Source organism: Bacillus sp. FSL E2-8868, assembly GCF_038005505.1.
In the GTDB taxonomy this organism is placed as follows: domain Bacteria; phylum Bacillota; class Bacilli; order Bacillales; family Bacillaceae_G; genus Bacillus_A; species Bacillus_A mycoides.
Map to the genome: position 1 here is coordinate 1 of NZ_JBBOTI010000006.1, position 15,434 is coordinate 15,434.

Here is a 15,434-nt window from a genome sequence, read left to right on the forward strand (position 1 = left end):
TATAAAGAAAAGAACGAAACAAGTTGTTTCGTATTTTTTTATTTGTTTTAACAAAAAACTAATAAAGACAGTCAAACTATCCTTAGGAAAACTCCTAAGGACTTTTTTATATATTTAAAACCTGTATAATAAAGAGCAGAGAACATTGTGAGTAAAGTAGGTGAAGTCTGTGAGTAAATATGAAATAACAACAAAATCTTCCGAAGAAACCCAGCGATTATCAGAAAAATTAGGGAGACTTGTAAAAGAAAAAGATGTAATTATTTTAGAAGGTGATCTTGGAGCTGGCAAAACGACTTTTACGAAAGGACTAGCAAAAGGTCTTGGAGTGAAAAGAGTCGTAAATAGTCCTACCTTCAATATTATTAAAGAATATAAAGGAAGATTACCGCTATATCATATGGATGTGTATCGTTTAGCGGAAAGTGAAGAAGATTTAGGATTTGATGAGTATTTCTATGGTGAAGGGATCACAGTAGTAGAATGGGCTCATTTAATAGAAGCATATTTACCGAATGAGAAGTTGCAAATTAGTTTATTCCATGCTGGAGATGATACAAGAAAAATTGTACTCGAGCCAATTGGAGATCGCTATATTAGATTATGTGAGGAGCTATTACAAGATGAAAGTACTAGCAATTGATACTTCAAATTACGTAATGGGTGTATCCCTTATTGAGGAAGGGAACGTGATTGGGGAAATCATTACAAATTTAACAAAAAACCATTCTGTACGTCTTATGCCAGCTGTAGAGAAACTGTTAAAAGAATGCGGTGTAAAACCGAAAGAATTGACTAAAATTGTTGTAGCAGCTGGACCGGGATCATATACAGGTGTTCGTATAGGTGTGACAGCGGCAAAAACATTAGCTTGGTCACTTCAAATACCAATTGTAGGTGTATCAAGTTTGGAAGTGGTGGCTGCAAATGGTACTAATTTTAATGGACTAGTTTGTCCTTTATTTGATGGCCGACGTGGTCAAATTTACACGGGATTATATACATATGAAGGAGAGCGTATAACTTCAATAGAAGAAGACCGAATTATTCTTATTGTTGACTGGTTGCAAATGTTAAAAGATAAAGAACAGCCTGTTTTATTTATTGGTAACGATGTTAAATTGCATAAAGAAACAATTGTAGAATATTTAGGTGATCAAGCTGTATTTGCTCCGTTCACTAAGAATAACCCAAGACCAAGTGAATTAGCATTTTTAGGATTACAAAAAGAAGAACAAGACGTACATACGTTTGTTCCTAGCTATCTTCGTTTAGCTGAAGCTGAAACAAAATGGTTAGAAAGTCAAAAACAATAGGGGCCTACAGAAGATGGATATGATATTTAGAAAGATGGCACTCGATGATATTGCTCAAATTGTAGCTATTGAAGAAGCATCTTTTTCAACCCCTTGGACTGCAGATGCCTTTCACCGTGAATTAGAGGTGAATGAACATGCACATTATGTCGTGCTAGAAAAAGATGGTCTCGTAATTGGATATTGTGGATTGTGGATAATCATTGATGAATCACATGTAACAAATATAGCTATCCTGCCGGAATACAGAGGTCAAAAGCTAGGGGATGCCTTATTGAAAGAGGTCATTTCCGAAGCGAAAGGGTTAGGAGTAAAAACAATGACACTTGAAGTACGCATGTCAAATGAAGTAGCAAAGCAGTTATACAGAAAATACGGATTTCAAAATGGTGGGATTCGTAAACGATACTATGCAGACAATCAGGAAGATGGTCTTGTAATGTGGGTGAATATATAATGGAAAAAAATATAATTATACTTGGTATTGAAACAAGCTGTGATGAAACAGCTGTAGCAGTTGTTAAAAATGGAACGGAAATCATTGCGAATGTCGTTGCATCGCAAATTGAAAGTCATAAGCGTTTTGGCGGAGTAGTACCAGAGATTGCATCCCGTCATCATGTAGAAGAAATCACAGTTGTGTTAGAAGAAGCTTTAAAAGAAGCGAATATCACTTTTGAGGATATTGATGCAATTGCTGTAACAGAAGGCCCAGGTTTAGTCGGAGCACTTTTAATAGGTGTAAATGCAGCGAAAGCTGTGGCTTTTGCTCATGATATCCCTCTAGTTGGTGTTCATCATATTGCTGGTCATATTTATGCGAATCGTTTAGTAAAAGAAGTGCAATTCCCGTTACTATCGCTTGTTGTATCCGGTGGACATACGGAGCTTGTTTATATGAAAGAACATGGTTCATTTGAAGTGATTGGTGAAACGCGAGATGATGCGGCAGGAGAAGCTTACGATAAAGTAGCTCGTACATTATCAATGCCTTATCCAGGTGGTCCTCATATTGATCGCCTTGCACATGAAGGAAAACCAACAATTGATTTGCCTCGTGCGTGGCTAGAACCTGATTCGTATGATTTCAGCTTTAGTGGATTGAAATCAGCAGTTATCAACACTGTGCATAACGCAAAACAGCGCGGTATAGAAATTGCACCAGAAGATTTAGCAGCAAGTTTCCAAGAAAGTGTAATAGATGTACTTGTAACGAAAGCGTCTCGTGCAGCAGATGCTTACAATGTAAAACAAGTGCTTCTTGCTGGTGGAGTAGCTGCTAATAAAGGGCTTCGTGCACGTTTAGCAGCAGAATTTGCACAAAAAGAAAATATAGAGCTAATTATTCCTCCTCTATCTTTATGCACAGATAATGCAGCGATGATTGCGGCTGCAGGTACAATTGCATACGAACAAGGAAAACGCGCTACATTAGCTTTAAATGCAAATCCAGGATTAGATATTGAAGCATAGTTATACACAAAATTAACCACAGCCTGTGGATAAAACCCATATTATCTGTTGATAATATGGGTTTTTTTGTGTATATAAAATGTGTATAACTTTTTATCTAATTGTGGATAATGTGGAAAAGTTATTTGGAAGTTTATATTATAAAGGTGGATATGTGCATAACCTTGTGGATAACATAGAGGAAGTCTGACCTTTGAAGAAATTCTTTTTTGGGAAATAAAAAACAAGGGGATGCAAAAAAACATTTTAAAACATCCTCCACTTATTATATAAGGTGCTACTATTGTCAATCCTTGTCGAATCGGTTATATAATTTTATTTACTATGGTATTGATTCCAAAAAAGAAAATAGAAAGGAGGTCATCTCGTCAAAAAGCCCGACTTATGAGACATCCTCCTCTTTTAAATTCTCTTATATATGCAGTTCTTCCCATTCTGCCATACAAGCTTCAAGCTGTTCTTGCAGTGTTTGCTTTTTAGTTGTAATTTCACTAGCCTTTTCATAATCTGCATATATTTCTGGTAAGCAAAGCTGATCTTCTAACGTAGCAATTTCTTCTTCTAAGCCTACGATATTTTGTTCCAGTTCTTCAATCTTTCGAGTACGTTGACGCTCTAGCTGTTTACGTTCTTTTTCTTCGAGATAATTTAATTTTTCTTGTGCCACCACTTTTTGAACAGGTACTTCATCTTCTTGCTCTAGTTCCGCACGTTCAATCATTTCATTTTTCTTTTCAACGTAATAATCGTAATCACCTAAATATTCTTGTGCACCTTCTGTTGATAACTCAACAACGGTTGTCGTTACGCGATTAATAAAATAGCGGTCATGAGAGACGAATAGAAGAGTACCTGGGTAATCAATTAAAGCATTCTCCAAAATCTCTTTACTATTTAAATCAAGATGGTTTGTTGGCTCATCGAGAATTAATAAATTGGATTTTTGCATCATAAGTTTTGCAAGAGCTAGTCGAGCCTTTTGTCCACCACTAAGAGAAGATACTGGTTTGAGTACATCATCCCCTGTGAATAAAAAGTTGCCTAGTATAGTGCGAATTTCTTTTTCAGGCTGCAGGGGATATTCATCCCATAATTCATTTAAAACTCGCTTCGAAGATGTTAAGTTGGCTTGTTCTTGATCATAATAACCAACAGATACACTTGAGCCGAAAGCAACGTTTCCATGTAATAGCTGTAACTTATTCACAATGGATTTTAATAATGTAGATTTTCCAATTCCGTTTGGCCCAACTAAGGCAACACTGTCACCGCGAGTTAAGCGCATATTTACATGTTCAATAATCGGTTCCTGATAATAGCCAATAGTTGCATCTTTCACTTGTAAAACATCATTTCCACTTTGTTTTTCAATATCGAAGTGGAAGGAAGCTGATTTAGAATCGCCTAATGGTCTAGTTAATACTTCCATTCTGTCTAATTGTTTACGGCGACTTTGAGCGCGTTTTGTCGTAGATGCACGAGCTATATTTTTTTGTACAAAGTCTTCCAGTTTAGAAATTTCATCTTGTTGTTTTTCATAACGCTTCATTTCTTGCTCGTATAGAGCTGATTTTGAGTCTAAATATTTACTGTAGTTACCAACAAATCGTCGGCTTTCCTTATTAGAAATTTCGTATACTTGTGTAACAAGTTTATCTAAGAAATAACGGTCATGGGAAACGATTAAAATCGCGCCAGGATAGCCTTGTAAATATTGTTCAAGCCATGTTAGTGTCTCAATATCCAAATGGTTTGTAGGTTCGTCTAAAATAAGTAAGTCTGGTCTAGTTAATAATAATTTCCCGAGAGCTAATTGAGTCTTTTGTCCACCACTTAATGTGGAAATTTTCGTCTGATGCGTTTCAACTAGGAAGCCAAGACCGCTTAAAATTGAGCGTATATCCGCTTCGTACTGATAGCCGCCTTGATCTTTATAATCTAATTGTAATTGGTCATAATCAGCTAATAATTTCTCATATATAGCCGCATTTGAAAAGTTTTCTTCTTTTCCCATCTCTTGCTCTAGCCTTCGAAGTTTTGTCTCCATCTGCTGCAAGTGTGTAAAGACGGTTAACATTTCATCCCAAATTGTTAAAGACGTTTCTAATCCGGTATTTTGAGCTAAATACCCCATTGAGACATCTTTCGGTTTTATAATTTCACCACCATCATGAGATAACTCGCCAGCTATTATTTTTAATAATGTAGATTTTCCAGCTCCATTTCGTCCGACTAATGCGATACGATCTTTTGTTTGTACTTCCAATTTTATGTTTGCAAGAATCGTTTCTGCACCGTATAATTTCGAAAGCCCATTCACTTGTAATAATATCAATGTTTTCACCTCAAATAATTTCTTAACTTTGCCATGTTTATATTTCTCAATCATACTAAAAATAGTGTATAGTTTAAAATAAAGAGAGAATACTTCTTCTCTTTATTATACAAGGAAATTCATGAGTACTAAACTTCTGTATTTGATTCAAGTATAAGAATAAAGATAGGAAGAGAGGAGAGGTTATATGGATCAGCAAAAAATTCCACAGGCCACTGCCAAACGATTGCCTCTATACTATCGATTTATCCAAAACTTATCTCTTTCTGGTAAGCAACGTGTTTCATCAGCCGAATTGAGTGAAGCGGTAAAGGTTGATTCCGCAACTATTCGAAGAGATTTTTCATATTTTGGAGCGTTAGGGAAAAAAGGATATGGATATAACGTAAATTATTTATTATCATTTTTCCGTGAAACACTCGACCAAGATGATATAACACGCGTGGCACTTATTGGAGTAGGTAATTTAGGGACCGCTTTCTTACATTATAATTTCACGAAAAACAATAATACAAAAATTGAAATGGCGTTTGATGTTAGTGAAGAGAAAGTTGGGACAGAAATCGGAGGCATTCCTGTATATCATTTGGATGAACTAGAAGAACGTTTATCAACTGATATACAAGTGGCAATATTAACGGTACCCGCTACAGTAGCGCAATCTGTGGCAGATAGATTGGCAGAAACGAACGTGCATGGTATTTTAAATTTCACACCAGCACGCTTAAATGTGTCAGAGAATATAAGGATTCATCACATTGATTTAGCTGTAGAGTTACAAACTCTTGTTTACTTTTTGAAGAATTATCCACAATAAAACGCAGAGGAGATGACCTCTGCGTTTTATTATTGTTTTTTCTTTGTGAATTTAACTAAGATAAGGCGAAGTGCCAAATTAAAATCAATTGTTGCCATAACTGCAAATAGTATTGTCCACATATTCCAGATTGTATCTGTTACGTTCGTAATGGCGAAGCGTGTAAAGATACATCCAAGAAGAAAGTACAATGCAGCCATGAACAATGGTGAGTTTCTCATACTAAAAATCCTCCGATAAAGCCTTGCATTTTTTCAGCTTCTTTAATCATTTCTTGAATTTGCTCATTGCTCATAAAAATTTGTCCAATAGCGACTAATGTATTCATTGCCACATGGGCTACTATAGGAACGATAATGCGTTTCGTTTGTACATATAAAAAGGCGAATACGAGCCCCATAGAAGTGTATACCAATAAGTGAGTAAAATCAAAATGAATCGCCGCGAATACAAGTGAACTAATGATAGCAGCAACAAAGAAATTAAATCTCTTATAAAGTGTGCCAAATAAAATTTTTCTAAATACGATTTCCTCTAAGATAGGTCCGATTATAGATACAACAATGAGGAACCAAGGTGTCGTTCTTGCAATTTCCATCAGCTTCATTGTATTTTCCGAACCTTGTTTAATTCCTAGTAGACGCATTTCGATCATACCGGCAATTATTTGGGAAGAGAAAGCTAAGAGAATACCGATTATAATCCAACCAACTGTAGCTGGGATCGTAACACGCATTTTATCTAAATGCCTGTCACGAATATCTATTCTAAGTAACCAAAGCACGATACATAATGCAACAAAGAAGCTAATGATTGCCCAATGTCCCGTTATGATTTGACCTTTTTCCTCCATGGTAAATCCTCTATTATCATAGAGCCCTGTTTTTAGGAGTAGTGGTAAGCCAACAATTCCAGATAACTGCATTAAAATGTATGTAACGATAATCCACCAATATTGTTTCTTCAAATGGTTTAACCATCCTTTCTAACTCTAGTGTATGAGATAAGGTAGGATAACATGTAAATATGCTACCTACGATATAAACTTTCATTTGAATTATATTTTTTTTGTAAATAAGTATTTGAAAATAAAATAGGAGACAGGAAAAAGTTGTACGTTTAGCGAAAACAACTTAGGGTGTCTTTCATATTGTAACATACAAGAAGTGGGAACAACGATTCATATAGTAAAGGCAGTAGAAGAAGTAATGATATATAGGAAAGTGCATAAAGTAATTTGCGAAAAAATTATGATTTTTTTACTTGCAAAAGAAATTGAGATTATTTATTATTAGAAGTGTGTTAGCACTCGTGTGACTTGAGTGCTAATAAATAAAATTTACATAACAAAATGAGGAGGTTATTGTTCATGCTAAAGCCATTAGGTGATCGCGTTGTAATTGAACTTGTTCAAGCAGAAGAAAAAACAGCAAGTGGTATTGTATTACCAGAAACTGCAAAAGAAAAACCACAAGAGGGTAAAGTTATTGCAGTAGGTACAGGCCGAGTGCTTGAAAATGGTGAGCGTGTTGCTTTAGAGGTAGCAGCAGGTGATCTTATCATCTTCTCAAAATATGCAGGTACTGAAGTGAAATACGAAGGTACAGACTACTTGATTTTACGTGAAAGTGACATTTTAGCAATTATCGGTTAATTATATACATTTTAAAAATCCAAGGGGGTCAATTATTATGGCAAAAGATATTAAATTTAGTGAAGAAGCACGTCGTTCGATGCTTCGCGGTGTCGACACTCTTGCAAACGCAGTAAAAGTAACGCTTGGACCAAAAGGTCGTAACGTTGTACTTGAGAAAAAATTCGGTTCACCACTTATTACAAATGACGGTGTAACAATCGCAAAAGAAATCGAATTAGAAGATGCATTCGAAAACATGGGTGCGAAATTAGTAGCAGAAGTTGCTAGCAAAACAAACGATGTAGCTGGTGACGGAACGACAACTGCAACTGTATTAGCGCAAGCTATGATTCGTGAAGGTCTTAAAAACGTAACAGCTGGTGCAAACCCAATGGGTCTTCGTAAAGGTATCGAAAAAGCTGTTACTGCTGCAATTGAAGAATTAAAAGCGATTTCTAAACCAATCGAAGGTAAATCTTCTATCGCACAAGTAGCTGCTATTTCTTCGGCTGACGAAGAAGTAGGTCAATTAATCGCTGAAGCAATGGAGCGCGTTGGTAACGACGGCGTTATTACTTTAGAAGAATCTAAAGGATTCACAACAGAATTAGACGTAGTAGAAGGTATGCAATTTGATCGTGGATATGCATCTCCTTACATGATTACTGATTCTGACAAAATGGAAGCAGTTCTTGATAACCCATACATTTTAATTACTGACAAAAAGATTTCTAACATCCAAGAAATCTTACCAGTATTAGAGCAAGTGGTACAACAAGGTAAACCACTTCTTATCATTGCTGAAGATGTAGAAGGCGAAGCGTTAGCTACATTAGTAGTGAACAAACTTCGTGGTACATTCAATGTAGTTGCTGTTAAAGCTCCTGGATTTGGTGACCGTCGTAAAGCAATGCTAGAAGATATCGCAATCTTAACTGGTGGCGAAGTAATCACTGAAGAATTAGGACGTGACTTAAAATCTGCTACAGTTGAATCTTTAGGACGTGCTGGTAAAATTGTTGTAACGAAAGAAAACACAACTGTAGTTGAAGGTATTGGAAATTCACAACAAATCGAAGCTCGCATCGGTCAAATCCGCGCGCAATTAGAAGAAACTACTTCTGAATTCGATCGTGAAAAATTACAAGAGCGTCTTGCTAAACTTGCGGGCGGTGTAGCAGTAATTAAAGTAGGTGCAGCAACTGAAACTGAGTTAAAAGAGCGCAAACTTCGCATTGAAGATGCACTTAACTCAACTCGTGCAGCAGTAGAAGAAGGTATCGTTGCAGGTGGTGGTACTTCACTTATGAACGTATACACAAAAGTAGCTTCTATCGTAGCTGAAGGCGACGAAGCAACAGGTATCAACATCGTACTTCGTGCACTAGAAGAGCCAGTTCGTCAAATCGCAATCAACGCTGGTCTAGAAGGATCTGTAGTTGTAGAGCGTCTAAAAGGCGAAAAAGTAGGCGTTGGTTTCAACGCAGCTACTGGCGAATGGGTTAACATGCTTGAGTCTGGTATCGTAGATCCAGCTAAAGTAACTCGTTCTGCACTTCAAAACGCAGCATCTGTTGCAGCTATGTTCTTAACAACTGAAGCTGTAGTTGCTGACAAGCCAGAACCAAATGCACCAGCAATGCCTGACATGGGCGGCATGGGCATGGGTGGTATGGGCGGAATGATGTAATTCCGTTCTCCCGAAAAACATCCACTTCTATATAGAAGTGGATGTTTTTTTATGTTTTTGAGCGCAGGAAAATAATTTCTGTAGAATTTTGTCGCTTTCTCTCTTGACCATATCGATACTTCATTGTTAGAATCTAGGAAGATAATATAAAACAATCCTTCATATATCCTCGATGATATGGTTTGAGAGTCTCTACCGGGTTACCGTAAACAACCTGACTATGAAGGCAGTGCGTCTTATATTTATAAAGAGCGGAAGACTATCTTTCTTTATAAAGCCAGACCCCTGCCTTTTCTTTGTCATGAGACTAGAGGCGGAGGACTGGCTTTTTTTATTATATTAGTAATGCTTTTCGCCAAATTGGTGAAAATATTTATATACGAGAACTAACGTTGGGGTGATTATTTTGAAGAAGCAGCATGATACAATTATCGTTTTAGATTTTGGGAGTCAGTACAATCAGTTAATAGCACGTCGAATTCGTGAGTTCGGTGTATACAGTGAACTTCATCCACATACAATTACTGCAGAAGAAATTAAAGCAATGAATCCAAAAGGGATTATCTTCTCTGGTGGACCAAATAGTGTATACGGTGAAGGCGCATTACATTGTGATGAAAAAATCTTTGAACTAGGATTACCGATCTTCGGTATTTGTTACGGTATGCAGCTTATGACACAACACTTCGGTGGTAAAGTAGAACGTGCAAACCACCGTGAGTATGGAAAAGCTGTTCTTAAAGTAGAGAACGAATCAAAATTATATGCGAACCTTCCAGAAGAGCAAGTTGTATGGATGAGCCATGGTGACTTAGTAACTGGTTTACCTGAAGGATTCGTAGTAGATGCAACAAGTGAGTCTTGTCCAATTGCTGGTATGAGCAATGAAGGGGAAAACTTATACGGTGTACAATTCCACCCAGAAGTACGTCACTCTGAGCACGGAAACGATTTAATTAAAAACTTCGTATTCGGCGTATGTGGTTGTTCTGAAGGATGGAACATGGAGAACTTTATCGAAGTAGAATTAGAGAAGATCCGTGAAACTGTTGGAGACAAAAAAGTATTATGCGCACTTAGTGGCGGTGTAGACTCTTCTGTTGTAGCAGTATTAATTCATAAAGCGATTGGTGACCAATTAACATGTATTTTCGTGGACCACGGTTTACTTCGTAAAGATGAAGCAGAAGGTGTTATGAAAACATTTAGCGAAGGCTTCCATATGAACGTTATTAAAGTGGATGCACAAGAGCGCTTCATGAACAAGTTAAAAGGTGTAGAAGATCCAGAGCAAAAACGTAAAATCATCGGTAATGAATTCATTTACGTATTTGATGATGAAGCTTCTAAATTACAAGGAATGGACTTCCTAGCGCAAGGTACACTTTACACGGACATCGTTGAAAGTGGTACAGCAACTGCACAAACAATTAAATCTCACCATAACGTTGGTGGACTTCCAGAAGACATGCAGTTCAAATTAATTGAGCCTTTAAATACTTTATTTAAAGACGAAGTACGTGTATTAGGATCAGAACTAGGAATTCCTGATGAAATCGTATGGCGTCAACCGTTCCCAGGTCCAGGACTTGGTATTCGTGTATTAGGTGAAATTACAGAAGAGAAATTAGAAATCGTTCGTGAATCTGATGCAATTTTACGTGAAGAAATTATAAAAGCAGGATTAGACCGCGAAGTTTGGCAATACTTCACTGCGCTTCCTGGTATGCGTAGCGTAGGTGTTATGGGTGACGAGCGTACTTACGATTACACAGTAGGTATCCGTGCAGTAACATCTATCGATGGTATGACAGCTGACTGGGCACGTATCCCTTGGGACGTATTAGAGAAAATCTCTGTACGTATCGTAAACGAAGTAAAACACGTTAACCGTATCGTGTATGATATAACGAGTAAGCCACCAGCAACTATTGAGTGGGAATAGTATTGTAATAAAAAAGATCCATCTATCGTTCATGTATAGATGGATCTTTTTGTTTTTACTCTTAATACGAACGAAAATATAAAAGTTTATAAAAATGTTCGTTTTTAAATTGACAAAACCACCTCCTCGAGTTAATATGAGTATGTAATTCAAACGAAAAGTGAATATTATGCCGTCGTATAATATCGGGGATATGGCCCGAAAGTTTCTACCTAGCTACCGTAAATGGCTTGACTACGAGGCGTTTTGATAAAGATGAGGGGAAACTTGTCTTTATTCATAGAACGCTTCCATGTATATGCAATGGAAGCCTTTTTTATTTTTATAGATAAAAGAGGGCTAGGGTGAAATACGGCGAGTAATCATATAACGGGGGAAACGTAAGATGAAACGCTATTTTCAGTTTGATGAACTCGGCACAAATTATAAAACAGAGTTCATAGCAGGTTTAACGACATTTCTATCTATGGCTTACGTACTATTTGTCAATCCTGCTACGCTGTCGCTTGGGAATGTTAAAGGATTACCGGCAGGTACAGGAATGGATCCAGGTGCAGTATTCGTTGCTACAGCATTAGCAGCGGCGATTGGTTCGTTAATTATGGGGATATTTGCGAAGTATCCGATTGCTTTAGCGCCAGGTATGGGAATAAACGCGTTCTTTGCTTATACAGCGGTGTTAACGATGGGAATTCCGTGGCAAACGGCGATTGCTGGAACATTAATGTCAGGTATTATCTTTATTATTCTTACTGCTTCAGGTATTCGTGAAAAAATTATTAATGCAATTCCAGTAGAGTTAAAGTTTGCAGTAGCGGCGGGTATCGGATTATTCATTGCCTTCCTTGGATTCCAAAATGCCGGAATTATCGTAAAGAATGATGCTGTCCTTGTTGGATTGGGGGATTTAACGAAGGGCACAACGTTATTAGCAATTTTCGGAGTTGTTATTACAATCATCTTCATGATTAAGAAAATAAATGGTGCTGTTTTCTACGGCATGATTCTTACGGCAATTTTAGGAGTAGCAACAGGATTAATTGATACTCCGAAAGCTGTGGTGGGAGCAATACCGAGTCTAGAACCGACGTTCGGTATGGCGTTAACTCACTTTGGAGACATTTTTACTGTTCAAATGGCGATTGTTATTATAACGTTCTTCTTTATCGATTTCTTTGATACAGCAGGTACGCTTGTAGCCGTTGCAAATCAAGCGGGATTAATGAAGAACAATAAATTACCACGTGCAGGAAAAGCATTATTTGCAGATGCGATTGCAACTGTAATTGGTGCAATTCTAGGTACATCAACAACAACGTCTTATATTGAATCTTCTGCAGGGGTAGCAGCGGGTGGACGTTCTGGATTTACAGCAGTTGTAACAGCAGGGTTCTTCTTGTTAGCGCTATTCTTCTCACCACTATTAAGTGTTGTGACACCAGCTGTAACAGCGCCAGCATTAATTATTGTAGGGATCTTGATGGTTTCATCTTTAGGCGAAATTGATTGGAAGAAATTCGAGATTGCAGTACCAGCATTCTTTACTATCATTTCAATGCCACTTACGTATAGTATCGCAACAGGAATTGCAATCGGGTTTATCTTCTATCCAATTACAATGGTTGTGAGTGGTCGTCGTAAAGAGATTCATCCAATTATGTATGTTATGGGAGTTTTATTCGTACTATATTTCATCTACGTTCGTAAATAAAAGGGGTTTTTTGAAAGGTCTAGACTTGAGGGGAGTCTAGACCTTTTTTGCGTCTTCAGAAAATCTTAAGGATTTCCGAGCGTTTTTCTTCAGAAGTTTTCTTATAATAGAAGTTAGGGATTAAAAAAGTGATGGGGGAGATAGTATGGCTGGGGAAACAATACTTGTCGTAGATGATGAAAAAGAAATTAGGAACCTTATTACAATTTATTTAAAGAACGAAGGATATAAAGTACTGCAAGCAGGGGACGGAGAAGAAGGGTTACGTATATTAGAAGAAAATGAAGTGCACTTAGTCGTATTAGATATTATGATGCCGAAAGTAGATGGTATTCATATGTGTATGAAAGTAAGGGAAGCGAAGGAAATGCCGATTATTATGCTTTCGGCAAAAACGCAAGATATGGATAAAATTTTAGGATTAACAACAGGTGCAGATGATTATGTAGCAAAACCGTTTAATCCGTTAGAGTTAATCGCAAGAATTAAATCGCAGCTACGTCGTTATATGAAAATGAATGGCTTTGCTATTCAAAATGAGGACGAGTTAGAAATTGGAGAGATGAAAATAAACATCTCCACTCATACAGTCATTGTGGATGGAGAAGAAGTGAAACTGACCCCGAGGGAATTTTCAATTTTAGAATTACTAGTCCGTAATCCGGGGATGGTCTTTAGTGCGGAACAAATTTATGAAAAGGTTTGGAACGAAAGATCTTTCCAGTCGGATAACACGGTAATGGTTCATATTCGGAAAGTGCGTGAAAAGATTGAGGAGAATCCAAGGAAGCCAATATATATAAAAACAGTATGGGGAGTGGGGTATAAGATTGAAAAAGATATTTAATCCATTTACTTATGTTAGGAAAATTCGAGAATTAATTGGAAAGATAGTGAAGAGTGTGAAACGGAGTATACGAATTCAACTTATTACTGCGTTTACTGCTTGTGCGTTGTTAGGGATTTTGTCAGCGAAGGCAGCAGCACCGTTTTTTGAGAATGCGAATCGAGAGGCGACGATCGATTATCGGGTTGGTATGGAACAAATTAATCAACAAGCTCAAAGTGTGGCAAATAGTTCAGTTCATGAAAATAAATTAGAAGCTATATCAACTATGATTGAAATAGAGAATCAAAATTTAGAACAAAACTCTAGAGCTTTAAAAGTGTTGGTCGCTGACGAGAGCGGTAAAGTTTTATATAAAACGAAGCAGGCGCAAGAAGAGCAAATTGATTTGCATAATACAATTCGTAATGCATCGTCGTTTGCGATTAATTATATGAATGGTAGAAAAGAATTTGAAAGTACGAGAAAAGAATTTATAGCTTTTGCACCTATTACAATAGAAGATAAGAATTTATACATGTTTGTTAGTGGGATTCCAGAAGGTGAAGTAATATATGATACGCAAGAAGGACCGTTTCCGTTTTTCATAGGTGTACTTGTATTTATTTTCTCTTTCTTCTATATAACAAAGAGAAAGATGAAGCAAATTGAAGCGATGGCACAAGGTGTAAAGGAAATAGAAAAAGGAAACTTAGCGTACCGTATTGAGAAAAAAGGTGAAGATGAGATTGCGTCTTTAACTGAGAATATTAATAATATGGCGGAAGAGCTTATGAATAATATAGAAAAGGAACGTAAATTAGAGAAGCAAAAGAATGAGCTTATTACGAATGTATCTCACGATTTACGTACACCACTGACTTCTATAATGGGTTACTTGCGATTACTTCGAGATTCTAAATATGAAAATAAAGAACAACATGATGAGTATACGAGAATTGCTTTTGCAAAGTCGGAGCAGTTAAAGAATTTAATAGAAGATTTATTTGAGTATACGAAGTTAACGAATGAACAAGTTGTATTAGAAAAACAGGAAGTGTGTGTAAATGAGTTACTTGATCAATTAATAGAAGAGTTAGTACCACAAGCGGAAGAGCATGGGCTTATGTTTGTTAAGAAGTTTCCTGAGGAACGTGCATATGCGATGATTGATTCGGAAAAGATGGTTCGTGTATTCGACAACTTACTAATGAATGCAATTAAGTATAGTAAAGATGACGGAGAGATAAAAGTTTCTCTTCAAAGGCAGCGCAGGAATATACAAATTGTTATTGCGAATCATAGTGAAGAGTTTACGAGAGAAGAGTTAGGGAACTTGTTTGAACGGTTTTATAAGAAAGATCAATCTAGAAGTAGAGTAACAGAAGGTTCGGGGCTCGGATTAGCTATTGCGAAAAGTATTGTTGAGTTGCAAGGTGGTAGTATTCGAGCTGAGTATGAGGACGGGATCGTTCAGTTCATCGTTTCATTACCAATTATAGAAAAATAATAAATGAATAGAATGTTATAGGATAAAAAGGCTTATTTTAAAAGGAATAAGCCTTTTTATATTTTTTTAGAAAAACATATTGACGATTAGAGTTTAGAGGTGTAATATAAAACAAGTCGCCAATAGCAACAACGCAGAAAGCGACAAAAGAAATAAAAAAACTTGGTTGACATTG

14 protein-coding genes and 2 riboswitches are annotated in these 15,434 nt (G+C 36.8%); of the genes, 11 read left to right on the forward strand and 3 right to left on the reverse strand.

Going from position 1 to position 15,434, the window contains the following annotated elements; translation table 11 throughout:
• The first annotated feature begins 169 nt into the window (after positions 1-169).
• From tsaE to tsaD, 4 genes are read left to right on the forward strand one after another with little or no spacing between them, the layout of a single operon-like run.
• Positions 170-643 (forward strand): tRNA (adenosine(37)-N6)-threonylcarbamoyltransferase complex ATPase subunit type 1 TsaE, encoded by a 474-nt coding sequence (gene tsaE, locus NSS74_RS27750; RefSeq protein WP_002009995.1) that lies wholly within the window; start codon positions 170-172, stop codon positions 641-643.
• Complete coding sequence (gene tsaB, locus NSS74_RS27755; RefSeq protein WP_159147392.1) at positions 624-1,316, forward strand: tRNA (adenosine(37)-N6)-threonylcarbamoyltransferase complex dimerization subunit type 1 TsaB; 693 nt, start codon at positions 624-626, stop codon at positions 1,314-1,316. The genes tsaE and tsaB overlap by 20 nt, the downstream gene beginning before the upstream one ends.
• Positions 1,317-1,329: 13 nt before the next feature.
• The gene (gene rimI / locus NSS74_RS27760) at positions 1,330-1,773 is read left to right on the forward strand and encodes a ribosomal protein S18-alanine N-acetyltransferase (protein ID WP_002063534.1); all 444 of its coding nucleotides are present in this window, start codon (positions 1,330-1,332) and stop codon (positions 1,771-1,773) included.
• Positions 1,773-2,789 carry a tRNA (adenosine(37)-N6)-threonylcarbamoyltransferase complex transferase subunit TsaD gene (tsaD, locus tag NSS74_RS27765; protein ID WP_002029447.1) on the forward strand — a complete coding sequence of 339 codons (1,017 nt, stop codon included), beginning with the start codon at positions 1,773-1,775 and terminating at the stop codon, positions 2,787-2,789. Before rimI ends, tsaD begins: the two co-directional genes overlap by 1 nt.
• 412 nt (positions 2,790-3,201) lie before the next feature.
• Here tsaD and NSS74_RS27770 read toward each other — a convergent pair whose 3' ends face one another.
• Positions 3,202-5,124, reverse strand: coding sequence for an ABC-F family ATP-binding cassette domain-containing protein (locus tag NSS74_RS27770; RefSeq protein ID WP_340814724.1), 1,923 nt, complete (start codon positions 5,122-5,124; stop codon positions 3,202-3,204).
• Positions 5,125-5,311: 187 nt separating this feature from the next.
• Here NSS74_RS27770 and NSS74_RS27775 point away from each other — a divergent pair, with 187 nt between their 5' ends.
• Positions 5,312-5,941, forward strand: a complete 630-nt coding sequence (locus tag NSS74_RS27775) for a redox-sensing transcriptional repressor Rex (protein WP_000372704.1) — start codon at positions 5,312-5,314, stop codon at positions 5,939-5,941.
• Between the two features lie 29 nt (positions 5,942-5,970).
• Here the strand turns inward: NSS74_RS27775 and NSS74_RS27780 are convergent, their stop codons facing one another.
• Together NSS74_RS27780 and NSS74_RS27785 are read right to left on the reverse strand one after the other, a co-directional pair.
• Positions 5,971-6,162 (reverse strand): YdiK family protein, encoded by a 192-nt coding sequence (locus tag NSS74_RS27780; protein WP_001246201.1) that lies wholly within the window; start codon positions 6,160-6,162, stop codon positions 5,971-5,973.
• The gene (locus NSS74_RS27785) at positions 6,159-6,908 is read right to left on the reverse strand and encodes a CPBP family intramembrane glutamic endopeptidase (RefSeq protein ID WP_159147393.1); all 750 of its coding nucleotides are present in this window, start codon (positions 6,906-6,908) and stop codon (positions 6,159-6,161) included. The genes NSS74_RS27780 and NSS74_RS27785 overlap by 4 nt, the downstream gene beginning before the upstream one ends.
• A gap of 402 nt (positions 6,909-7,310) precedes the next feature.
• Between NSS74_RS27785 and groES the strand changes: the two genes are divergently transcribed.
• The 6 genes from groES to NSS74_RS27815 all read left to right on the forward strand — a co-directional run bounded on the left by groES (position 7,311) and on the right by NSS74_RS27815 (position 15,259).
• Complete coding sequence (gene groES / locus NSS74_RS27790; protein ID WP_002009985.1) at positions 7,311-7,595, forward strand: co-chaperone GroES; 285 nt, start codon at positions 7,311-7,313, stop codon at positions 7,593-7,595.
• 37 nt (positions 7,596-7,632) lie between these two features.
• A complete protein-coding gene (gene groL, locus NSS74_RS27795; RefSeq protein ID WP_002029451.1) occupies positions 7,633-9,267 on the forward strand; it encodes a chaperonin GroEL in 1,635 nt (544 codons plus the stop codon).
• 139 nt (positions 9,268-9,406) lie between these two features.
• Positions 9,407-9,508, forward strand: a riboswitch (purine riboswitch).
• 165 nt (positions 9,509-9,673) lie between these two features.
• Positions 9,674-11,212 carry a glutamine-hydrolyzing GMP synthase gene (guaA, locus tag NSS74_RS27800; RefSeq protein ID WP_012260212.1) on the forward strand — a complete coding sequence of 513 codons (1,539 nt, stop codon included), beginning with the start codon at positions 9,674-9,676 and terminating at the stop codon, positions 11,210-11,212.
• Positions 11,213-11,367: 155 nt separating this feature from the next.
• Positions 11,368-11,469, forward strand: a riboswitch (purine riboswitch).
• Between the two features lie 128 nt (positions 11,470-11,597).
• The gene (locus tag NSS74_RS27805) at positions 11,598-12,923 is read left to right on the forward strand and encodes an NCS2 family permease (protein WP_002029453.1); all 1,326 of its coding nucleotides are present in this window, start codon (positions 11,598-11,600) and stop codon (positions 12,921-12,923) included.
• Between the two features lie 145 nt (positions 12,924-13,068).
• Positions 13,069-13,770, forward strand: coding sequence for a response regulator transcription factor (locus NSS74_RS27810; RefSeq protein WP_002029454.1), 702 nt, complete (start codon positions 13,069-13,071; stop codon positions 13,768-13,770).
• The gene (locus tag NSS74_RS27815; protein WP_002140173.1) at positions 13,754-15,259 is read left to right on the forward strand and encodes a sensor histidine kinase; all 1,506 of its coding nucleotides are present in this window, start codon (positions 13,754-13,756) and stop codon (positions 15,257-15,259) included. Before NSS74_RS27810 ends, NSS74_RS27815 begins: the two co-directional genes overlap by 17 nt.
• Positions 15,260-15,434 lie beyond the last annotated feature (175 nt).